Origin of the sequence: Pseudomonas sp. SLBN-26, from assembly GCF_006715895.1 — a bacterium.
Taxonomy (GTDB): domain Bacteria; phylum Pseudomonadota; class Gammaproteobacteria; order Pseudomonadales; family Pseudomonadaceae; genus Metapseudomonas; species Metapseudomonas otitidis.
The window spans coordinates 2385957-2407673 of the sequence record NZ_VFOB01000001.1; the positions used below are offsets into that span (position 1 = coordinate 2385957).

Annotated in this window: 20 protein-coding genes; 12 read left to right on the forward strand and 8 right to left on the reverse strand. The window is 69.6% G+C overall.

Annotated features, from left to right (window positions below; translation table 11 throughout):
• Nucleotides 1-2 precede the first annotated feature (2 nt).
• Nucleotides 3-2510 carry an ABC transporter permease gene (locus tag FBY21_RS10890; protein WP_409563813.1) on the forward strand — a complete coding sequence of 836 codons (2508 nt, stop codon included), beginning with the start codon at nt 3-5 and terminating at the stop codon, nt 2508-2510.
• 64 nt (nt 2511-2574) lie between these two features.
• Complete coding sequence (gene greB / locus FBY21_RS10895) at nt 2575-3072, forward strand: transcription elongation factor GreB (protein ID WP_044401512.1); 498 nt, start codon at nt 2575-2577, stop codon at nt 3070-3072.
• Between the two features lies 1 nt (nt 3073).
• Here the strand turns inward: greB and FBY21_RS10900 are convergent, their stop codons facing one another.
• Entirely contained in the window at nt 3074-3382 is a 309-nt protein-coding gene (locus tag FBY21_RS10900; RefSeq protein WP_044401509.1) for a hypothetical protein, read from the reverse strand.
• A 239-nt stretch (nt 3383-3621) separates the two neighbouring features.
• Between FBY21_RS10900 and thpR the strand changes: the two genes are divergently transcribed.
• The 5 genes from thpR to FBY21_RS10925 all read left to right on the forward strand — a co-directional run bounded on the left by thpR (nt 3622) and on the right by FBY21_RS10925 (nt 8757).
• Entirely contained in the window at nt 3622-4167 is a 546-nt protein-coding gene (gene thpR, locus FBY21_RS10905) for an RNA 2',3'-cyclic phosphodiesterase (RefSeq protein ID WP_142010939.1), read from the forward strand.
• Nucleotides 4168-4365: 198 nt separating this feature from the next.
• Nucleotides 4366-5298 carry a triacylglycerol lipase gene (locus FBY21_RS10910; RefSeq protein WP_142010942.1) on the forward strand — a complete coding sequence of 311 codons (933 nt, stop codon included), beginning with the start codon at nt 4366-4368 and terminating at the stop codon, nt 5296-5298.
• Between the two features lie 46 nt (nt 5299-5344).
• The gene (locus FBY21_RS10915) at nt 5345-6379 is read left to right on the forward strand and encodes a lipase secretion chaperone (protein ID WP_142010944.1); all 1035 of its coding nucleotides are present in this window, start codon (nt 5345-5347) and stop codon (nt 6377-6379) included.
• Nucleotides 6380-6743: 364 nt separating this feature from the next.
• Nucleotides 6744-7676 (forward strand): lipase family alpha/beta hydrolase, encoded by a 933-nt coding sequence (locus tag FBY21_RS10920; protein WP_142010946.1) that lies wholly within the window; start codon nt 6744-6746, stop codon nt 7674-7676.
• A 46-nt stretch (nt 7677-7722) separates the two neighbouring features.
• Complete coding sequence (locus FBY21_RS10925) at nt 7723-8757, forward strand: lipase secretion chaperone (RefSeq protein WP_142010951.1); 1035 nt, start codon at nt 7723-7725, stop codon at nt 8755-8757.
• Between the two features lie 71 nt (nt 8758-8828).
• Here the strand turns inward: FBY21_RS10925 and FBY21_RS10930 are convergent, their stop codons facing one another.
• Nucleotides 8829-9263: a DoxX family protein gene (locus FBY21_RS10930; RefSeq protein ID WP_044413799.1), complete on the reverse strand. Its 435-nt coding sequence runs from the start codon at nt 9261-9263 to the stop codon at nt 8829-8831.
• A 112-nt stretch (nt 9264-9375) separates the two neighbouring features.
• Nucleotides 9376-10791: a transglycosylase SLT domain-containing protein gene (locus tag FBY21_RS10935; protein WP_044413802.1), complete on the reverse strand. Its 1416-nt coding sequence runs from the start codon at nt 10789-10791 to the stop codon at nt 9376-9378.
• Nucleotides 10792-11032: 241 nt separating this feature from the next.
• On the opposite strand from FBY21_RS10935, the gene FBY21_RS10940 reads away from it, so the two are divergent.
• From FBY21_RS10940 to FBY21_RS10960, 5 genes are all read left to right on the forward strand, one after another.
• On the forward strand, nt 11033-11839 hold the full coding sequence (locus FBY21_RS10940) for a TatD family hydrolase (protein WP_044413805.1): 807 nt from the start codon (nt 11033-11035) through the stop codon (nt 11837-11839).
• Nucleotides 11840-11947: 108 nt separating this feature from the next.
• Nucleotides 11948-13429: a methyl-accepting chemotaxis protein gene (locus tag FBY21_RS10945; RefSeq protein ID WP_107330620.1), complete on the forward strand. Its 1482-nt coding sequence runs from the start codon at nt 11948-11950 to the stop codon at nt 13427-13429.
• Nucleotides 13430-13517: 88 nt separating this feature from the next.
• Nucleotides 13518-13874, forward strand: a complete 357-nt coding sequence (locus FBY21_RS10950; RefSeq protein ID WP_142010953.1) for an Mpo1-like protein — start codon at nt 13518-13520, stop codon at nt 13872-13874.
• 95 nt (nt 13875-13969) lie between these two features.
• Complete coding sequence (locus tag FBY21_RS10955) at nt 13970-14473, forward strand: molybdopterin-dependent oxidoreductase (RefSeq protein ID WP_142010955.1); 504 nt, start codon at nt 13970-13972, stop codon at nt 14471-14473.
• A gap of 3 nt (nt 14474-14476) precedes the next feature.
• Entirely contained in the window at nt 14477-16051 is a 1575-nt protein-coding gene (locus FBY21_RS10960) for a GGDEF domain-containing protein (RefSeq protein WP_142010958.1), read from the forward strand.
• Between the two features lies 1 nt (nt 16052).
• Here FBY21_RS10960 and FBY21_RS10965 read toward each other — a convergent pair whose 3' ends face one another.
• From FBY21_RS10965 to FBY21_RS10985, 5 genes are all read right to left on the reverse strand, one after another.
• A complete protein-coding gene (locus tag FBY21_RS10965; protein ID WP_044413817.1) occupies nt 16053-16850 on the reverse strand; it encodes an acyl-CoA thioesterase in 798 nt (265 codons plus the stop codon).
• Nucleotides 16851-16968: 118 nt separating this feature from the next.
• On the reverse strand, nt 16969-17730 hold the full coding sequence (locus FBY21_RS10970; RefSeq protein ID WP_044413820.1) for a CHAD domain-containing protein: 762 nt from the start codon (nt 17728-17730) through the stop codon (nt 16969-16971).
• Nucleotides 17731-17771: 41 nt separating this feature from the next.
• Nucleotides 17772-19766 carry a DUF3488 and DUF4129 domain-containing transglutaminase family protein gene (locus FBY21_RS10975; RefSeq protein ID WP_142010960.1) on the reverse strand — a complete coding sequence of 665 codons (1995 nt, stop codon included), beginning with the start codon at nt 19764-19766 and terminating at the stop codon, nt 17772-17774.
• A complete protein-coding gene (locus FBY21_RS10980) occupies nt 19763-20722 on the reverse strand; it encodes a DUF58 domain-containing protein (RefSeq protein WP_142010963.1) in 960 nt (319 codons plus the stop codon). Before FBY21_RS10980 ends, FBY21_RS10975 begins: the two co-directional genes overlap by 4 nt.
• Nucleotides 20722-21639 (reverse strand): AAA family ATPase, encoded by a 918-nt coding sequence (locus FBY21_RS10985; protein WP_044413830.1) that lies wholly within the window; start codon nt 21637-21639, stop codon nt 20722-20724. Before FBY21_RS10985 ends, FBY21_RS10980 begins: the two co-directional genes overlap by 1 nt.
• Nucleotides 21640-21717: the final 78 nt, after the last annotated feature.

Consider the following 21717-nt stretch of genomic DNA (forward strand, 5'->3'; position numbering starts at 1 on the left):
CGATGAAGGGAGGCCTGCCACTCTCGCGCCTGTTCGCACTGGCCCTGCGCCAACTGCTGCGGGACGCCCGCGCCGGCGAACTGCGCGTGCTGTTCTTCGCCCTGCTGGTCGCCGTGGCCGCCAGCAGTGCCATCGGCTACTTCGGCGCCCGCCTCAACGGCGCAATGTTGCTGCGCGCCACCGAATTCCTCGGTGCCGACCTGCTGCTCAGCGGCTCCTCCCCCGCCAGCGCCGAACAGGTGGAGGTCGGCACCCGCTTCGGCCTGCGCCATGCAAGCGCCGTCGAATTTTCCAGCGTGATCGCCGGCGACAACGGCATCCAGCTCGCCAGCGTCAAGGCCGTGAACGGCAGCTACCCCCTGCGCGGCGAACTGCGCAGCGCCGCCCAACCCTACGGTGAAGAGCAGGCTGGTGCCGGCCCCGCGCCGGGTGAAGCCTGGGCCGAATCACGCCTGTTCACCGCCCTCGACATCAAGCCTGGCGACAGCGTCGACGTCGGCCAGAAGACCCTGCGCCTGACCCGCGTACTCACCTACGAACCCGACCGCGCCGGCGACTTCTACAGCCTCACCCCGCGCCTGATGATGAACCTGGCCGACCTTGATGCCACCGGCGTGGTACAGCCCGGCAGCCGCGTCCGCTACCGGGAACTGTGGAGCGGCCCGGCCGAAGCCCTGGCACGCTACCGTGCCGCCCTGGAGCCCACCCTCGCCGCCAACCAGCGCATCGAAGATGCACGCGACGGCAACCGCCAGGTCGGCGGCGCCCTCTCCCGCGCCGAGCGCTACCTCAACCTCGCCAGCCTCGCCGCCGTGCTGCTCGCGGGTGTAGCGGTCGCCCTCTCCGCCGCCCGTTTCGCCGCCCGGCGCTTCGACGCCAGCGCCTTGCTGCGCTGCCTCGGCCTGTCCCGCCGCGAAGCACTCACCCTGTATGCCCTGCAGCTGGCCATCCTGGGCCTGGCCGCCAGCCTCGTGGGCGCCCTGCTCGGCTGGCTTGCTCAACTGGGCCTGTTCCACCTGCTGCGGGAACTGCTGCCCGCGGAAGTCCCATCCGGCGGTTTCATTCCAGCCCTGGCGGGGATCGCCACCGGCCTGGTGGCCCTCGCCGGCTTCGCCCTGCCGCCCCTGGCCGCACTCGGCCGCGTACCACCGCTGCGAGTGCTGCGCCGGGACCTGCTCCCCGTACCGCCCAGCGCCTGGCTGGTCTACGGCGCAGCCATCCTCGCCCTCGGGCTGATCATGTGGCGCCTGAGCCTGGACCTGAAACTGACCCTCGCCCTGCTCGGCGGCGGGCTGCTCGCCACCCTGCTGCTGGGTGGCCTCATGCTGCTGGGGCTCAATGCCCTGCGCCGAGCCCTCGCCCGCGCCGCCCTGCCCTGGCGCCTCGGGCTGGGCCAGCTGCTGCGCCACCCGCTGGCCGCCGCCGGCCAGTCGCTCGCCTTCGGCCTGATCCTGCTGGCCATGGCCCTGGTCGCCCTGCTGCGTGGCGAACTGCTGGACACCTGGCAGGACCAGCTGCCGGAAAACGCCCCGAACTACTTCGTCCTCAACGTCCTGCCCGCCGACAAGGACGCCTTCGACCAGCGCATCCAGGCCCTCTCCCCCCATGCCGCGCCGCTCTACCCGGTGATCCCGGGGCGCCTCACCCGCATCAACGGCCAGCCCGCCAGCGAGCACGCCACCGAGGACTCCCAGGGCGAGCGCGCCCTTCAGCGCGACCTCAGCCTCACCTGGTCCGCCGAGCTGCCGCCGGGCAACAGCCTCAGCGCCGGCCAGTGGTGGGACGAGGCAGCGCCCGGCGAGCTGCCCGGTGTCTCGGTGGAGGCCAAGCTCGCCACCAATCTCGGCCTCAAGCTGGGCGATCGGCTCGGCTTCGTGGTCGGCGGCATGGAACGGGAAGTACGCATCACCAGCCTGCGCACCGTCGACTGGGACAACTTCCAGCCCAACTTCTTCATGATCTTCGCCCCCGGCTCCCTGGCCGACCTGCCCACCACCTACCTCACCAGCTTCTACCTGCCGCCGGGTCACGACCGCGAACTGGTGCAGCTGGCGCGGGACTTCCCGGCCGTCACCCTGCTGGAGGTGGAAGCCATCCTCAAGCAGCTGCGCAGCATCCTCGCCCAGGTGACGGTGGCGGTGGAGTTCGTCCTGCTGTTCGTGCTCGCCGCAGGCCTGGCAGTGCTCTTCGCCGGCCTGCAGTCCACCCTCGACGAGCGCCTGCGCCAGGGCGCGCTGCTGCGGGCCCTGGGGGCCGAGCGGCGCCTGCTGCAACAGGCCCGGCGCCGCGAGTTCGCCCTGCTCGGCGCCTGCAGCGGCCTGCTGGCGGCACTGGGTTGCGAACTGGTCAGCGCCCTCCTTTATACCTACGCCTTCAACCTGGACTGGAAGCCACACCCCTGGCTGCTGCTCCTACCGGTCATCGGCGCCCTGCTGGTCGGCAGCGCAGGCCTGCTGGGCACGCGCCGCGCCCTGACGGCCAGCCCGCTCCAGGTACTGCGCGAAGGCTGACCCTGCCGTGGCCGCCGAGCCCTTGCTAGACTCGGCGGCCCGTTCCCGGAGACACCCCTGCCCCATGAGCCGCTACCGCCCCCCTCGTACCGCCGGCACCCCGCTGATCACCCCGGAAGGCGAAGCCCGCCTGCGCGCCGAACTGCATGAGCTCTGGCACGTGCGCCGGCCCAAGGTGACCCAGGCCGTCAGCGAGGCCGCCGCCCAGGGCGACCGCTCCGAGAACGCCGAATACACCTACGGCAAGAAGATGCTGCGGGAGATCGACAGCCGCGTGCGCTTCCTCACCAAGCGCCTGGAAAACCTCAAGGTGGTACGCGAGCGCCCGGCGGACCCGGGCAAGGTGTACTTCGGTGCCTGGGTCACCCTGGAAGACGAGGACGGCGAACAGGCCCGCTACCGCATCGTCGGGCCGGACGAGCTGGACCTGAAGCAGAACCTCATCAGCATCGATTCGCCGCTGGCCCGCGCCCTGGTGGGCAAGCCGCTGGACGCCGAGGTCCGGGTCAACACGCCCACCGGCGAGAAGACCTGGTACCTGGTGGAGATCGAGTACCCCTGAATCAGCGGCGGGTGATCAGTCCCTGGCGGGCGACCCGGACCAGCTCGTGAACCAGTTCCTCGAGGTCTTCCGCGCAAGGCGCCTGGACCACCGCCATGTCGAAACTGTCCCGGGCGTAGCGCTGCATGGCCTGGGCGTCGAGGGCGAACTGGATGAGCAGGTTGCGTGACCCGTTCCAGCGCTTCGGCCAGCCGTCGAGGTAACGCAGCAACTTGGGTTGGTTGGCACCGCTGAGCAGGATGCGCGGATTGCGCGGCGCGGGGCCGGTGGTGATGGGAGTCAGGCGGATCTGGGGTTGCGGACAGGTCATGTTGTCGTGTCTCTGCCTCGTTGTTGCCGCTGGGCAGCGGTGGAGGCGACACCGAACCAGCGCTTTAGCAGTATTTTTCGAGGGGAATCCCCTGCCGCGCCCTGCAAGTAGCTGTCTTAAATCGGCGCATGGGGCGAAATCCTAGAGAAGGCGCCTCAGCACTGTCAAGACAACTCTCGTCACCCTTTGGGAAGATTCCGAACGCCACCCTCCCCCCTTCAATTCCACCCAGGATCGCCATGCCAACACCGCCCCTGCGTCTGTTCTTCGCCCTGCCGCTACCCGACCCCATCGCCTCGTCCGTGGCCAGCTGGCGCGACACCCTCGATTGCGGCGGCCAGCCGGTGGCGGTCGCCAACCTGCACCTCACCCTCGCCTTCCTGGGCAGCCAACCCAGCGAACGCCTCGATGAGCTCCTCGCGCTGGCGGACGGCATCCAGGCCGATGCCTTCCCCCTCCACCTGGACCGGCTGGACCTCTGGCAGCAGGGGCTGCTGCACCTGGCGCCCAGCCAGCCGCCCGCCGCCCTGCTGAACCTGGCCTCAACCCTCGCCGAGCGCCTCAACGCCGCCGGCTTCCACCAGGAGCGCCGCGCCTACCGCCCCCACGTCACCCTGGCCCGGCGGGCTCGCCAGCGCCCCGAGGGCGCACCCCAAACCTTCGATTGGGTCGCCGACCGCTTCACCCTGTTTTCTTCGGAAAACCACGAAGACCGCCTCCATTACCGCGCCGTGCACAGTTGGCCGTTACGGGCAGACGACTCAAACGCGCGTTTCACTCAGTAACAGGGAAACGGCCCGCATCGTTGGGTGAACGGCTGTAAACAACGGCGAAACGCCCGCCCCAGAAGGCACGGGCACCTGCGGCCCGCACTGGCATGGAATCTGCCACGGGCTCCACGCCGATGTGCGCCCCCGGGACGGGGCGCGAAGTAGCAGGGACGCACTCCACACTGCCTGTTCCACCACCCACGAGAGCACCCGATGAACAACAACAAGATCCTGCTCGCGCTCGCCCTGGGAGTCGGCCTGGCCGCCTCCGGAGAATCACTGGCCGCCACCGGCTACACCCAGACCCGTTATCCCATCGTGCTGGCCCACGGCATGCTGGGCTTCGACAGCATCCTCGGCGTCGACTACTGGTACGGCATCCCCTCCGCCCTGCGACGTGACGGCGCCAGCGTTTACGTCACCGAGGTGAGCCAGCTGAACACCTCCGAGGCACGCGGCGAAGAGCTGCTGGAACAGGTGGAAGAGATCGTCGCCATCAGCGGCAAGCCCAAGGTCAACCTCATCGGCCACAGCCACGGCGGCCCGACCATCCGCTACGTCGCCGGCGTACGCCCCGACCTGATCGCCTCCGCCACCAGCGTCGGCGGCCCGCACAAGGGCTCCGCCACCGCCGACTTCCTGCGCCAGATCCCCCCGGGCTCTGCCGGTGAAGCCGTCCTGGCCGGCATCGTCAACGGCCTCGGCAGCCTCATCAACTTCCTCTCCGGCAGCCGCAGCACCCAGCCGCAGAACGCACTCGGCTCCCTGGAGTCGCTCAACAGCCAGGGCGCGGCCCGCTTCAACGCCAAGTTCCCCCAGGGCATCCCCACCACCGCCTGCGGCGAAGGCGCCTACCAGGTCAATGGCGTGCGCTACTACTCCTGGAGCGGCACCAGCCCGATGACCAACCTGCTGGACATCAGCGACGGCCTGCTGGCCGCCACCGCCCTGACCTTCAAGGGCGAAGCCACCGACGGCCTCGTCGGCCGCTGCAGCTCCCACCTGGGCAGGGTGGTGCGTGACAACTACCGCATGAATCACCTGGACGAGGTCAACCAGACCTTCGGCCTCGTCAGCCTGTTCGAGACCGACCCCGTCACCGTCTACCGGCAACATGCCAACCGCCTGAAGAACGACGGACTGTGACCCAACGGGCGGGTCCTTCGGGCCCCGCCCCCTGTTCGAGGTGCCCGTGAAGAAACTCCTGCTGTCCCTGCCCCTGCTGTTCGCCGGCTGCCTCGCCGCCCTGCTCTACATCGACACCGGCCAGGCCCGCCGTGCCGCGCCTGTCGTCACCGCACCGGCCCCGCAGGCCAGCGACCCGGCCCTCTCCCCCGAACCGACCGCCAGCGACGCCGCCCCCTCCCTGCCCCCGAAGGTTGCTGCCCTGCCACCCTCCTTCGCCGGTACCACGGTGGATGGCCGCCTGCAGGTGGACGCCGCCGGCAACCTGGTGATCGAAGAAGGCGTGCGCCGGCTCTTCGACTACTTCCTCGCCGCCATGGGCGAGGAGCCCCTGCCCACCACCGTGCAGCGCCTGCGCGACTACATCGGCAGCCAGCTGCGGGAACCCGCCCGCCAGCAGGCCCTCGCCCTGCTGGACCAATACCTGGACTACAAGCGCCAGCTGGCCGAACTGGAGCGCGACCTGCCCCGCCAGGCCGACCTCGCCGCCCTGCGCCAGCGGGAAGATGCCGTCGCCGCCCTGCGCGCGCGCCTTTTCAGCCAGGAGGCCCACCGCGCGTTCTTCGCCCAGGAAGAGGCGTACAACCGCTTCACCCTCGATCGCCTCGCCATCCGGCATGACCCCAGCCTCGACGACGACGCCAAGGCCCAGGCCGTGGACCGCCTGCGGCAGTCCCTGCCCGAGGAGTTGCAGGATGCCGTCCTGCCCCAGCTCCAGGCCGAACTGCGGGTGGAAACCAGTCGCCTGCAGGCCGAAGGCGCCACCCCAGCGGACATCCGCCGCATGCGCCAGCAATTGGTAGGCGCCGAAGCCACCCAGCGCCTGGAGGAACTGGACGGCCGTCGGCAAGGCTGGAACCGCCGCATCGCCGCCTTCCAGGAAGAGAAAACCCGCATCGAAGCCAATGCCGGGCTCAGCGAGGCCGATAAGCACCAGGCCATCCAGCGCCTGGCCGAAGAGCGCTTCGACGAACGCGAGCGCCTGCGCCTGAACGCCGCCATGGAACTGGCCAGCCGGAAAGACGACAAGTCCGTCCAGTAGCGCCCTCGAAACAGGCACCCGTCCGCGCGGCACACCGGGCTTCGCGCCGCAGCGCCGCGACCGACACGTCCAGGGGCCGGGGATCAATCGATGCCCAGGCCTACCTGAACGGCAACCCAAGCGAAGCCGCCGATTCCTCAGCAACGTCCTACAGGATTTAACTGGCGAGTCGCTCAAGCCGCCCATGTAACGGCGCGCATACTCCCCCCGCTTCGGGCCACGGGGGCCGGCCAGGCCCCCGACTAGACGCCCAGTTCCATTTCAAGAAGAGCCCCAACTGACTGCCCTGAGCGTTCCACGGACGAGACGCCACCTTGCGGGAAGCGCCGCGTCCCCATCCATCAACCGCAAGAGCAAGCACTTCATGACGAAACGCAAACTTTTCCTGACCCTCGCCCTCGGCGCCGGCCTGCTCGCCTCCGCCCAGTCCTTCGCCGCCACCGGCTACACCCAGACCCGGTACCCCATCGTCCTGGCCCACGGCATGTTCGGCTTCGACAGCATCCTCGGAGTGGACTACTGGTACGGCATCCCCTACGGACTGAGCCGCCACGGCGCCTCCGTGTATGTCGCCGAGGTCAGCCAGCTGAACTCCACCGAGGCCCGCGGCGAGGAATTGCTGGAGCAGGTGGAAGACATCGTCGCCATCAGCGGCAAGCCCAAGGTCAACCTCATCGGCCACAGCCACGGCGGCCCGACCGCGCGCTACGTCGCCGGCATCCGTCCCAACCTGGTGGCCTCGGTGACCTCCGTCGGCAGCCCCCACAAAGGCTCCGCCACCGCCGACTTCCTGCGCAAGATCCCGCGGGACTCCGCCGGCGAAGCCTTCCTCGCCAACATCGCCAACGCCATCGGCAAGGTGATCCACATCATGTCCGGCAGCTCCAGCAACCTGCCCCAGGATGTCCTGGCCGGACTGGAATCCCTCACGCCCGTCGGCTCGGCCCAGTTCAACGCCCGCTTCCCCGAGGGCGTCCCCACCACCGTCTGCGGCGAAGGCGCCTACGCGGCCCGGGGCGTGCGCTACTACTCCTGGAGCGGTGTCCGTACCCTCACCAACCCCTTCGATATCAGCGATCCCCTGCTGCTCATCACCTCGCTGCCGTTCAAGGGCCAGGAGAACGACGGGCTGGTCGGCCGCTGCAGCTCCCACCTGGGCAGGGTCGTGCGTGACGACTACCGCATGAACCACCTGGACGAGGTCAACCACCTGTTCGGCCTGGTCAGCCTGTTCGAGACGCCGCCTGTGAGCGTCTACCGCCAGCACGCCAACCGCCTGAAGAACGAAGGGCTGTAACCCCATGGGCGGAGCCTCCGGGCTCCGTCCCTCATCCGAGGTCACCGTGAAAAAGCGCCTTCTCTCCATCCCGCTGCTGTTCGCCGGCGGCCTTGCCGTGTTCCTTCACCAGGGCGCCGAGCAGGCCGAACCGGGCACCGGCAGCCCACTCCCGACCATCACCCCGCAAGCGGCCGAACCCATCGAATCTCCCGAACCTGCGCTCACCGGCCCACCGCCGCTGCCGACAGCCATCGCCCCCCTCCCGCCCTCCTTCGCCGGGACGGAAGTCGATGGCCGTCTGCGAGTGGATGCGGCCGGCAACCTGGTGATCGAGGAGGACATACGCCTGCTGTTCGACTACTTCCTCGCCGCCATGGGTGAAGAGCCCCTGGCCACCACCGTGCAACGCCTGCGCGACTACGTCGCCAGCCAGTTGCAGGAGCCCGCCCGGCAGCAGGCCCTGGCACTGCTGGAGCAGTACCTGGACTACAAGCGGCAACTGATCGAACTGGAACGCGACCTGCCCCAGCAGACCGACCTCGCGGCCCTGCGCCAGCGGGAGGACGCCGTGGCCGCCCTGCGCGCACGGATCTTCAGCCCGGAAGCGCACCAGGCGTTCTTCGCCCGCGAAGAGGCGTACAACCGCTTCACCCTCGAGCGCCTGGCCATCCGCCACGACGCCAGCCTCGACGACGACGCCAAGGCGGCCGCCGTGGACCGGCTGCGCCAGGCATTGCCTGAGGAGCTGCACGATGCGCTCCTGCCGCAACTGCAAGTGGAACTGCGTACCGCCACCAGCCGCCTGCAGGCCGAAGGGGCCAGCCCCGCGGAGATCCGCCGCCTGCGCCAGCAACTGGTGGGCGCCGAGGCCACCCAGCGCCTGGAGGAACTGGACAGCCGCCGGCAGGGCTGGAATCGCCGTATCGCCGCCTTCCAGGAGGAGAAACTGCGCATCGAAGCCAACGCAGGCCTGAGCGAGGCAGACCGGCGTCAGGCCATCCAGCGCCTGGCGGAGGAGCGTTTCGACGAACGCGAGCGCCTGCGCCTGAATGCCGCCCTGGAGCTGGCCAGCCGTCGCGCCGAGCAGGCCGCCCCATAAGCCGCCCATGAAAAAACCCGAGGCAGTGACTGCCTCGGGTTTTGTGTGTAGGGCTTGCTGCGAACGCCGGGTTATTGCGCCAGCTTGCGATCCAGGGAGTAGCGCCCGGCCCCTTCGACCAGCAGGGTCGCGGCGATCAGGCCAAGGATCATCGCGTACTCGAAGCCACCGTCGGTGATGAAGAAGCCGCTGGCCCAGTGCACGCTGAAGGTCGCCACCACCATCGCCACGATCAGCGACAGCGCCGCCGGACGCACCAGCAGGCCGATCACCAGGGCCAGGCCGCCGAAGAACTCGGCGCTGCCCGCCATCAGGGCCATCAGGTAGCCCGGGGTCAGGCCGATGCTCTCCATCCACTGGCCGGTGCCGGCCAGGCCGTAGCCGCCGAACAGGCCGAAGAGCTTCTGCGAGCCGTGGGCCATGAAGGTCAGGCCGGTGACGACGCGAAGCAGGGTGATGCCGATGCCGGCGTTGGTGGAGAAGAGGCGCTTGAGGGTGTTCGACATGGTGGCTGTTCCTTTCGTTGTGAAGCGTTGTGGGTTCAGGTGGACGCCATCCTATCCAAATTTATCGATATTAAAATCGCAAAAAACCCGTAATCGCTATCGATAAAATCGATTATTTACGCCCTCGACTGGCCACGCGGACTTGCCCCTCCAGGTCGTCCCGCTCCCGGGCGTAAGCCAGGTAGTACTTGTTGACCGCGCTGACATAACTCACCACGCCCATGCCCAGTTGCTCGGCGGCGACGCGCTCGACCTGGAAGAACCACTGGTTGGGATTGAGCCCCCGCCGACGAGCCTCGGCGCGCAGGCTCTGGACCCGCTGCGGGCCCACGTTGTAGGCCGCCAGTACGAAGGCCATGCGCTCACGCTCGTTGAGCTGGGCGCTGTTGAAGAAGCCCTTGCGCAGCTTCGCCATGTAGCGGGCCGAGGCCTGCACATTCTTGTCCAGCGCATGGATGTCACCCACCCCCACCGAACGTGCCGCAGCCGGGGTGATCTGCATCAGCCCGGTCGCCCCGCTGGCGCCCCGCGCACCGGGGTTGAGGCTGGACTCCTTGAAGGCCACCGCCGCCAGGTTCAACCAGTCCAGTGCATGCTCGTCGGCGAAGCGCTGCAGCACCGGGCGGACCTTCTCCAAGCGCTGGCGATCGGCCCGGGCCAGCGGGTAGCGCACCTTGTAGAGGCGCCGGTAGACGCGCTGGAAGGTGGCGTCCTGGTCCGCCGGCGTCTTGTAGGTCGCCAGGAAGCGGTCGATGCTGGCCCGCAGCATCGGCGCATCGCGGCGCACGTACCAGGTCATGTCGCGCTGGTTGTCCAGCACCAGGTGGCGGTCGATGCGCAGCTTGGGCAGCACCTTGGCCCAACGCTCGGCAATGGGCTGCTCCACCACCGTCATCGAATAGATGCCGGCCTGCACCATCTCCAGCACGTCTTCCACCGCCAGGCTCGGGTCCACCCACTCGATGGCGATGGGCGCCAGGTGGCGCTGGGCGAGCTGCCGGTTCACCTTGCGCACCGCCTCCGCCGCGCCGCTGCCGGCAGGCAGGGTCACCACCCGCCCGGCCAGTTGCTCCAGGCGCTGGAAACGCCGGTCACCGGTGCGCGCCACCAGCACCAGCGGCACGTGCTCACGCACCGGCGCACTGGCGCTGACGTCCGAAGTGGCACGGGGATCGAGGAGTTCACCGGGCGCGACCAGATCGCCCTCACCGCGCAGCAATGCGGCGGCGAGCTGGTCCTTGGGGCGGGGAATGATGCGCACTTCGAGCGGGCGCCCATCACGGTTGAGAAACTGTTCGAAGGCACGGATGCGGTGGTACTCGACGCCGATGGCCTGGCCCTTCACCTCGCCAGAGCTGTTGCGGCTCTGGTTGACCAGCACCTTGAGCACACCGGTCCGGCGGATCTGCGCCAGGTCGCGGGCCTCGCTCGGCTGCTGCCAGTTCTCCGGCGGGCCGGCCAGGCGCGCCGCCGCCGGGAACGGCAGCAGGGCCAGCAGGCACACGAGCAGCGGCAGGATTCGCGTCATCTGATCTCCGGACCCGTACGGCCCGCACCATGCGAACCCGAGCGACTGAGAACGCCATGCCACAGGGGAGTTCCCTGGGCGCCAGCGGGGGGGGCGCGGAGAGTGTCACAGCCCGCAGTGCATTGCCAGCCACCGGCGGTCGCCCTGCCGACGAACCCGCATAACCCCACGTAAATATTGGCTTTTTCGACTGATCGGGCGCTTGCTATCCTGCCCCGCTCGCATCAGAGAGGTAGGAAAGATGCAACTCATCGACATCGGCGTCAATCTGACCCACCCGAGCTTCGCCCCCGAGTGCGAAGCCCTTCTGGAGCGCGCCATCGCTGCCGGCGTGGTGCAGATGGTGCTCACCGGCACCAGCGAGAAGGAAAGCGAAGCCGCTCTGGCACTGGCCCGCCGGCTCGACCCCGAGCGGCAACGGCTGTTCAGCACCGCCGGGGTCCACCCCCACGATGCCAGCCACTGGAACGCCGATACCGCTCGTCGCCTGAAGGCCTTGCTGAGCGAGCCGGACGTGCGCGCCGTGGGCGAATGCGGCCTGGACTTCAACCGCGACTTCTCCCCCCGCCCGCTGCAGGAGAAGGCCCTCGAAGAACAGCTGGCGCTGGCCGTGGAGCTGGGCAAGCCGGTGTTCCTCCACGAGCGTGAGGCGAGCGAGCGCCTGCTGGCGATCCTCCGCCCCTTCCGCGACCAGTTGCCCGCCGCCGTGGTGCACTGCTTCACCGGCGAGCAGCGCACGCTGTACGCCTACCTGGACCTCGACCTGCACATCGGCATCACCGGCTGGATCTGCGATGAGCGCCGCGGCACCCACCTGCACCCCCTGGTGCGGGACATTCCCGCCGGTCGGTTGATGCTGGAAAGTGATGCGCCCTACCTAATGCCTCGCAGTTTGCGGCCGAAACCCAAGCATGGGCGCAATGAGCCGGCCTTCCTCACGGAAGTCCTGCGGGAGGTCGCGCTGCACCGGGGCGAGTCCCAGGAACAGCTCGCCTCACACAGCACGGCATGCGCTCGTCAGTTCTTTGGGCTGCCAGATATCGCCTAACCTCTTCGTGCGAAAGTGCGAATTGATAAGGATCAAGTTTCGCGTCAGAGTGCTGCGAAACAATGCTGGCACCTTGCCAACAGCCATACCGAGAAGAAGAACGATCCCATGGGCAAATGGATTCGCGACCTGTCACTGAAGTACAAGTTCTGGGCCGTCAACGCGGTGGCATTCGCCACCACCCTGCTCCTGGTGCTGCATGCAATTTCCCTGGAGCAGGATGCCCGCCAGCAGGCTGCCCGCGAGGCGGCGCAATCCAGGGCGCAGCTGCTCAAGGCCTGGCCGAGCGGCCAGGCCCTGCCCGGCGGTGGGGACATGGTGGTCTTCGCCAGCGGCAGCAGCCCGGATGTGCGCGGTGTCGATGGCTCGGCGCTGGCCCGTGCCAGTGGCTGGGTCGACCTCCCCCATGACAACCTCTTCGGCAGCGACCCGGTCATCGGCGCCCAGGTGCAGGACGCCGGCCAGGGCCAGCGCGTGGCCGTGCTGGCCCGAGGGCCGAGCTTCATCGAGGTGTTCGCTGATCGCACCCTCAACTACGCCGTCACCGTGTTCCTGCTGATGATCGTGCTGCTGGCGTCCTCGCAGCTGCTGATCCGCTTCCTGCTCAGCCACCTCAACACCCTCAAGGACGTGATGCTCCACGTGGAGAAGAGCGGCGACCTCTCCGCCCGCGTCCCGCTGGACAGCCGCGACGAAGTGGGCCAGATGGCCAGCGCCTTCAACGCCATGCAGTCGGGCTTCCAGCGCGTGGTGGGCACCGTCGCCCAGGTCACCGCCCGCCTCGACGAAGGTGCCGCCCGCCTCGCCGGCAGCATGGGCGAGGTCCGCCAGGGCATGCTCGGCCAGCAGAGCGAGACCGACCAGGCCGCCACCGCCATCAACGAGATGTCCGCCACCGTCCACCACATCGCCCAGCACGCCGCCGACACTCGCGACCAGTCGCGCACCGCCGACCAGTTGGCCGGCAATGGCCAGCAGGTGGTCAGCCGCGTGGGTGAGTCCATCGCCGGGCTGTCCAGCGGCGTGCAGCAGACCGCCGAGATGATCGGCCGCCTCGCCGAGGACAGCCAGAAGATCAGCAGCGTGGTCAGCGTCATCCACGGCATCGCCGAGCAGACCAACCTGCTGGCGCTCAACGCCGCCATCGAAGCCGCCCGCGCCGGGGAAATGGGCCGTGGCTTCGCCGTGGTGGCCGACGAGGTGCGCAACCTCGCCCGCCGCGTGCAGGACTCCACCGACGAGATCACCTCCATGATCAACGCCCTGCAGTCCGGCACCCGGGACGCCGTGGAGTTCATGCAGGAGAGCTCCTACAAGGCCGACAGCTGCGTGCAGCAGGCCCACGAAGCCGGCGAAGCCCTGGCCGCCATCGCCGGAGCCGTGGCGCAGATGCGTGAGAGCAACACCCAGATCGCCGTCGCCGCCGAGCAGCAGAGCCAGGTTGCCGAGGAAATGACCCGCGCCGTGGTGCGCATCCGCGACGTCACCGAACTCACCGTCGGCCAGACCGTAGGCTCCGCCGCCACCAGCAACGAGCTGGCCGAACTGGCCAGCGAACTGTCCCGCGCCATCCGCCAGCTCAAGCTGTAGCCGCTTCTATCCCACCCATAGAGAAGACCCATTCGCCGGCCCCCTCGGGGCCGGCCTAGACTGCCCGCCAATCCCGGAGGATTCGCACATGGGCAAACGTCATCCCGATCTTCACCGCTGGCAGTGGCGCACCTACGCCAGGAACCACCGCAACCCCACCAACCTCGTGCTGCACCTGATCGCCGTGCCGCTGTTCGTCGTCTCGGTGCTGGTGATCCTCACCGGCCTGTTCGACCTGGCCTGGCTGCCCCTGGCGCTGGGGGTCATCGGCGTGCTGGCCTCGCTCGCCCTGCAAGGCCACGGCCACCGCCTGGAGCACGAAGCGCCGGAGCCCTTCGAGGGCCGCCGCGATGCGGTGGGACGCATCCTGATGGAGCAGTTCGTGACCTTCCCGCGCTTCCTCTTCAGCGGCGGCTGGTGGCGCAACTGGCGGAACCGCTCCTGAACGGACATCAAAGCGCCATCACGTTTCGTCGGATTCCCTCAAGCCTGCCGGCATGCTGACGATATGCTGGCACCACGAGGCCCGAGGACAGTCGCATGCCGTTAAAGCGACGTTTTTTTGTCACCATTTTCCTGACGCTACTGGCCTGTTCCTGGGTCCGGGCAGATGAGGCCGCCTACCCGCTGGACCTGCCCGCCCTGAGGGTGCACAGCCCTGGGCAACCCGTCCGCACCTTCACCCTGCGCACCTTGCAGAGCATGCCCGCCACCACCGTCACGGCCCGTGGCCCGGCAGATGATCGCGTCTCCGAGTGGCGCGGCGTGCCCCTGGCCTACCTGCTGCGCCAGCTGCACGTGAGCCCACCGGCCGATGCCCAGCTGCGCATGCGCGCATTGAACGACTACTCGGTGATCATCCCGGCCAGCGACATCAGCCGCTATTCCCCGGTCATCGCCTACCAGCGCGACGGCCAGCCGATGCCGGTGGAATCCCTCGGGCCGCTGTTCCTCATGTACCCGTTCGACCAGCACCACGAACTGCGGACCCAGAAGTACTACAACCGCGCCATCTGGCAACTCAGCGAGATCTTCATCGAGTAAGCCATGCCCGAGCGCCTGCCCGACAACGCCGCCTACATCGCCCGCCAGCGGATGGTCATGTTCGTCCTGCTGGCGCTGCTGGCCGGCATGGCCGTGGTGGTGGCCGGCTGCCTGTGGATGGTGATCCGCGAGGCCCGGCAACTGGGCCACCCGACCTCCCATGGCGAGCTGTGGCAGGCCTACCAGATCCGCAACGCCATGGGCCGCCTCGTCGAGGAGGCCCGCAGCCTGGAAAGCGGGGGCAGCAGCCCCTCGGCCTTCACCGTGCGCCTGGGCGTGCTGCGCAGCCTGACCCGCGACCTCTCCGACCACCCGATGTTCGCCCACCTGCCCCGCCCCCGACCGGACGTGAACGGCACCCTGCGCCAGGTGGAGCAGCTCAGCCTCCACTGGCAGCAGCGCGCCAGCTGGGAGGACCGCGACACGGCCAGGCAGCTTGCCGGCGAGGTGATCCATGAACTGCCACCCCTGCAGCTCGCCATGCACGAAGTGATGGTGGCCGCCAACATCTCCCTGGCCAACGAGCTGGACGGCGAGCGCCAGCACCTCTACCGCTACTTCCACAACCTGGCCTGGGCCCTCTGCGGCCTGCTCGGTGGCGGCTCGCTGCTGATGCTGCAACTGGTGCGCAACTACCGGCGCGAACGACGCCTGGCCGAGCGCCTGGGCGAGTTGAACCAGAGCCTGGAGGCGCGGGTGGACGCCCGCACCCGCGAGCTGCGCCAGGGCCGCGAGCTGCTGCGGGACATCCTCGAAGCCAGCCCCAGCGACGTGGCCCTCATCGGCACCCTTTCCGGCAAGGTCCACTTCGTCACCCAGCGCCTGCTGAGGCGCCACGCCTGGGCGCGGGCGCGCCGGGTCGCCCTCGAGCAGCTGTTCACCGACCCCGAGGAAGCCCAGCGGTTTCGCGCCACACTGGAATCCCGTGGCGAGCTGGATGACTGGGAAGCCCGGCTGGGCCGCCAGCAACCTTACTGGGGCGTCATCTCAGGGCGCCTGGTGGAGGTGGACGGCGAGCCGGCCTACCTGGTCTGGAGCTACGACATCACCCCGCGCAAGCGGCTCGAACAGGAGTTGCTGACCCTGGCCACCACCGACGCCCTCACCGGCCTGGGCAATCGCCGCGCCTTCATGCAGCGCGCCGGTGACCTGCTGCGCCAGCAAGACCGCTTCGGCCACCCCTGCTGCCTGCTGATGATGGACCTGGACCACTTCAAGGCCGTCAACGACCAGCACGGCCACAGCGCCGGTGACGAAGCCCTGCAGGCGGCGGCACGGGCGATGACCGCCACCCTGCGGGAAGTGGATGTGCTGGGTCGGCTGGGCGGCGAGGAGTTCGCCGCGCTGTTGCCGGAGGCCACCCTGGACGCGGCCCGGCAGGTGGCCGAGCGCCTGCGTGGCGAGATCGAGGGCCAGTGCATGGAACTGCCCGACGGCCAGGCGCTGCACCTGACCGTCAGCCTGGGCCTGGCCCAACTGCACCCCGGCGAAAGCCTTGAAAGCCTGCTGGGGCGTGCCGACAAGGCCCTCTACGCCGCCAAGCTCGCCGGTCGCAACCGCGTCGAGCTGGCGGTCTGACTCAGCCGAATACCGCCACCGTCTGCCGGCTCAGCGCCACCAGCTCGCCCGCCGGGGTCCAGAGCCGCGCGGAGATGTGGCCGTAGCCATCCCGGGCGTGGTCGATCTCGGCGCGGTACAGGCACCAGTCCAGGGTGCTCAGGGCCGGCGCCGGCTGCACGAACTCGATGGTCCAGGTCAGCGAACTGCCCGGCACCGGCGAGCGCAGGTGCGGCAGCACCGCCGGCGGCCAGGCGTCCACCAGGGCCAGCAGCAGCGCCTCGTCCACCGGGGCTTCCTCCACCTCCCCACGCAGCCTCACCCAGCCGCCCATCTCACGGCTGGGGTTGTTGGTGAACGGCATGCCACCGATGCCCCAGCGCATCGCCAGGTAACGGGTGAACTCGGGGGTCACGCCGCGCAGGTAGGGCAGCTCCTGGCAGGCATCGGGGGCCTTGATCACGGGGGCCGGTTCGCCCTCCACGGCAATTGCCGAATCCCGCGCGGCGCCGAAGCTGCCCTGCACCACCGCCACGGTCTGCTCGCCCTGGCGCACCCGGCAGAACATCTGGCTCACCGCCTTGCCCTCGCGCAGCACCTCGGCCTCGAAGCGGGCCGGCACCTCGGCCTCCATCGGGCCGACGAAAGTGATCGCCAGGGAACGCACCGGCCGGCCCGGTTGGGCCTTATCACGCATGGCGCCATAGGCCAGCGCCGCCACCAGGCCGCCGAAGCTCGCACGGCCCTGGGCCCAGCGAGCGGGCACAGTCACGTCCAGCGGGTCCTTCCGGACCGCCTGCATCAATTCGAAGAAGGTCATCGGGATCTCATCCACGGCTCTAGGATGGGGCGATGGTAGGGGAAGCCCCCGCCCCCCGGAAGCCGAACTTCAAGCGAGTCCCGACAACCCGGAGGGGATAAACGCCAGCGGCGGCACCTCAGCCCAGGCGTGCCTGCAACTTCTCCAGCACGCGGTCGGCCCGCAGCTCGGCGGCATGCAGGGCGGTGCTCCAGGCACGGGTGCGCGGGGCCAGGTCCGGCTCACGCTCGGCGGTGGCCAGCCACTGCAGGCGGTCGTGCCATTTGCCCAGGGCATCCTGGGCGCCCTTGAGCAGGCGCCGGGTACGCTCCGGCACCTCCACCACCCCGGGGTAGGCATCGGCGCCATAGCGCGCGCGCTTGATGAGCAGGCGCAGGGCGTGGCGGTCATGGGCCGGATCGGCCAGGGCCTGCTCCAGGCGGGCCCAGTCCTTCAGCAGGCGCTTGCGGATGCGCTTGCGCGGCTGCTCCAGCAAGCCTTCCCGAGCCGACAGGCGCAGCAGCTGCGGCCAGGCGTCGAGCACCTGGAACAGCCGCTCCAGCGCCGGGGCCTGGAGCACCTCGCGGCAGCCTTGGCGCAGGCGCAGGCGGCGGGGCTCGGCCAGGCGCTCGTGGTGGTGGCGGGCCAGCTCGGCGATCAGCACCTCCAGGTCGCGCAACGGCGTGGTGATCCGCCCCAGTTCCCGAGCTGCCTCGATCAGCACATCGGCCACCGGCAGCCCACGCAACGGCCGCAGCAGGCTGCGCAGGCGCCGCAGGTTGATGCGCAGGTCGTGCAGGGCCTCGTCGTCGGTGCTGGCCTCCAGGCGGGCACGGGCGGAGATGAGCTGGATTTCGAGTTTCAGGACCTGGGCGATCAGGTCGTCGAGCATGGCGGACATGGCAGGTGTTCCTTCGGCGGAGCGCCCCGGCGAGACCCGGGTCAGCGCTCCTGTCGAGTCAGGCGCCAGGGCAGAGCCCGGCGCAGGTTGTTCAGCGTGCGCCGCAGGTCGGCCGGCGCTTCAGGGGCGCCAGCATAGCGCAGCGCCTCATAGCGGCGGGCGAATTCCTCGATCAGCCGCGCCTGCTGCGGCAGGGCCTGGGCGGCACGGGCGGCGAAATCACGCGGGCCCTCGGCGGCACCGCGCACCAGCCCGTGGCGGGCCAGCACACGCTCGAAGGCCTGGTGCAGGCGCACCTGCGGGTCCCGCTCGCGGCGCCAGGGCTTGAACATCCACAGCGCCACCAGGGCCACCAGGAATGCCGCCGTGCCCACCAGCAGGAGGGCGAAGGTGCGCGCGTCCAGCTGGCCGAACCAGCGTTGCAGCACCTGGGCCTGGGTCTCGCCCTGGTAGCCCAGCACCCAGCGCTGCCAACCGTAGTTCACCCGGTCCCAGGCCAGGCGCAGCTGGTTGATCCAGCCGATGTCGCGGTAACGCAGGGGGGAGAAGGGCGAGTCCTGCAGGAAACTCTGCTCCTGGGCCACGGCCTGCTCCAGGCCGTTCTCGATGCGCTCCGGCGCCACCTGGAAGGTGGGATCGACACGGGTCCAGCCGGCGGCGGCCGTCCAGTATTCGACCCAGGCATGGGCGTCGAACTGGTGCACCAGCACGTAGTTCCCGGCGGGGTTGATCTCGCCCCCCTGGTAGCCGGCCACCACCCGCGCGGGAATGCCGGCGGCACGCAGGACGAAGGTCATGGCGCCGGCGTAGTGGGCGCAGAAGCCCCGTCGGCTGTCGAACAGGAAGGCATCCACCGTGTCCCGCTCGGCCAGCGGCGGGCGCAGGGTGTAGACGAACGGTTCCTGGTTGAAATGCCGCAGCAGCGCCTGCACCAGGGCATCAGGCTCGGTGTAGCGGGCGCTCAACTGCTCGGCCCAGGCCCGCGCGCGCGGGTCGCCTGCGCGGGGCAGTTGCAGGTTGCGCCGGCGCACCGCGTCCGCCAGCTGCGGGTCGCGCACCGCCTGGGGCCAGGAGGTGACGCTGTAGAGCAGCGAGCGCTCCACCGGCAGGCGCCGCTGGAGGTGGAAGTCGACCATCTGGCGGGTGTCTTCGACGCGGGTCTCGGCCACGTCCAGACCGAACAGCCAGGGCTTTCCGCTGGGCTCCATCACCACGCTGTAGTCGAGTGCGGGGCCCTGCTTCGCCCATTGCGCCGGTGCCTGCACCTGGCTCGCCGGGGACTGGGACCAGCGCCGACCGTCGAAGCGCTCCAGGGTGAGTGCCCGCCAGTAGAGCTCACGCCGGGGTGGCGGGTCGCCCTCGAAGCTGGCGCGGAAGGCCAGCGCGCCGGACTGGCTCAGCTCGGCGATGTCGCCGGGCGCCATGTCATCGGAAAGCCCGGTCACGCCCTTGTCGCTGGGCAACGGCAAGGACCACAGCGGCCCCATGCGCGGGAAGAACAGGAACAGCACCAGCATCAGCGGCAGCGCCTGCAGCAACAGGGTGCCGGCCAGCTTCAGGGTGGCGGTCGGGCGCTGGGCGAAACCGCTCTGCTGCAGGCCGATCAGCGCCGCCAGCAAGGCCGTCACCGGCAGCAGGCTGTAGAGCCCGGCGAGCATGCCGTCGTCGAACAGGTACGCCACTACCACGGTGAAGAAGCCGAGGAAGATCAGCACCAGCGCATCACGCCGGGTGCGCATCTCCACCAGCTTGAGGATGAAGGCCGCCACCAGCAGCACCGCACCGGCATCCAGGCCGATCAGGCTGCCCCGGGACAGCACCACCCCGGCAGCCGCCACCAGCATCATCAGGATCTTCGCCAGGCCATTGGGGTAGCGCGCGCGCATGCGGAAGATCTGCACCCGCCAGGCCGCGCAGACCACCCAGAGGCCGATGATCCACACCGGCAGGTGCACCAGGTGCGGGACGATCACCAGCACCTGGGCCACCAGCAGCCAGGTCAGGGCGATGCGCGGGATCGGCTGTTCCACGCTCATGGCGCCACCCCGTAGAGCGCCAGGGCCCGCAGGCAGGCGTCGCGGTGAGGCTCGCCGACATCGGCCGGCAGCTCCAGGCCACCCAGGCGCAGGCCGAAGGGCTGGCCGCGCTCGGTGAAGGTCAGCACCCAGTGGCAGAGCAGCGAAAGGCGGCTCTCCAGGTCGCCGTCCAGCCCGGCAAGGTCGAGCCACAGGTCCGCTCCGGAGAGGGCGGCGAAGTCCTTGATGAACAACCCCTGCCCCCGGGAATAAGCCTTCCAGTGCAGGCGCCGGCGGGAGTCCCCCGGCTGGTAGGGCCGCAGGCCCTGGAAATCGTCGGCACCGCGCCCGTCCACGCGCACGCCCTCCTCCTCCGCATCGGCGCGCCCGCCGGCGGCCAGGGGCAGGTCACCGGGCAAGGGGCGCGGGTACACCAGCGCGGCCTGGTCGAGGTCGACCCAGCTCCAGGCCACCAGCAGGCCGAGGGGAAAGCGGCTCTCCACCCGCAGGCGACCGGGCCGCAGCCAGCCACGCTGGAGCGCCGGCCGGTTCAGCTCGCAGTCGGTGGCCCCGCTGGCCGGCACGTCCTGCAGTTGCAGCGGCTCGGGCGGCCAGCCCAGGGCGATGGCCTCGTGGGCATGGCGGCGGCTCTCCAGGCGCACCTTGAAGCGCGCCTGCTCGCCGGCGAACACCGGCGGTGCACCGGCCGCCCGCAGCACCAGCCCGGAGAGGTTCCGGTAGGTGTGGAGGATGGCGAGGATGAACACCGAGGCCAGCAGAAAGGTCAGCCCGTACGCCAGGCTGTTCTGGTAGTTGATGGCCGCCAGCAGCATCAGCACCAGGGCACCGCCGAAGGCCGCGCCGGTGCGGGTGGGGATGATGAAGATGCGCTTCTGGTCCAGGCGCAGTTCGTGGGCCGGAGGAATGCGCCGGGCCAGCCAGCGGTCCCAGCGCGGCCGCAGGATGCCGCCGGCCATCAGAGCGCCGGGACTTCGCGCAGCAGCCACTGCACCAGCGTGCCGCCGCCGTGGCCGGTGGGGTCGGCGCGCTCGCGCAGGCGGTGGCCGGCCACCGAGGGCAGCACGGCCTGCACGTCCTCGGGGATCACGTAGTCACGCCCCGCCAGCAGCGCCCAGGCCCGCGCCGCGCCCAGCAGCGCCAGGCTGCCCCGTGGCGAAAGGCCGAGGGCGAACTGCGGGTGGGTGCGGGTGGCCTCCACCAGGCGCAGCACGTAGTCCACCAGGGCATCGCTGGCGCGCACCCGGGGCACCTCGTCCTGCAGCGCGGCCAGGGCCGCGTGGTCCAGCACTGCCTCCAGCCGTGGCAGCAGGTCGCGCCGGGCCTCGCCCAGCAGCAGCGCCTTCTCCGCCGCGCGGGCCGGGTAGCCGAGGGACAGCCGCATGAGGAAGCGGTCCAGCTGGGATTCCGGCAGGGCGAAGGTGCCGCCCTGGCTCACCGGGTTCTGGGTGGCAATGACGAAGAAGGGATCGGGCAACGGCCGGGTGGCGCCCTCGATGGTCACCTGCCCCTCCTCCATGGCCTCCAGCAGGGCGCTCTGGCTCTTGGGGGTGGCGCGGTTGATCTCGTCGGCCAGCACCAGCTCGGCGAACACCGGCCCGGGGTGGAAGACGAACTGGCCGGTGTCCTTGTCGAACACCGAGGTGCCGAGGATGTCGCCGGGCAGCAGGTCGGACGTGAACTGGATGCGCTGGAAGCTGAGCCCCAGCACCTTGGCCAGGGTGTGGCTGAGGGTGGTCTTGCCCATGCCGGGCAGGTCTTCGATCAGCAGGTGCCCCCGCGCCAGCAGGCAGGTGAGGGCCAGGCGGACCTGCACCTCCTTGCCCAGCAGGACCTGGTTGATGGCGTCGAGGCAGGCATCCAGTCGGGTTCGCATATCAGGCTCCATGAACGATCGGCCGATGCTAGCCGCGCCCGGCGCGCTGGCAAAGCGACTTGCAAGATTTGCTCATGA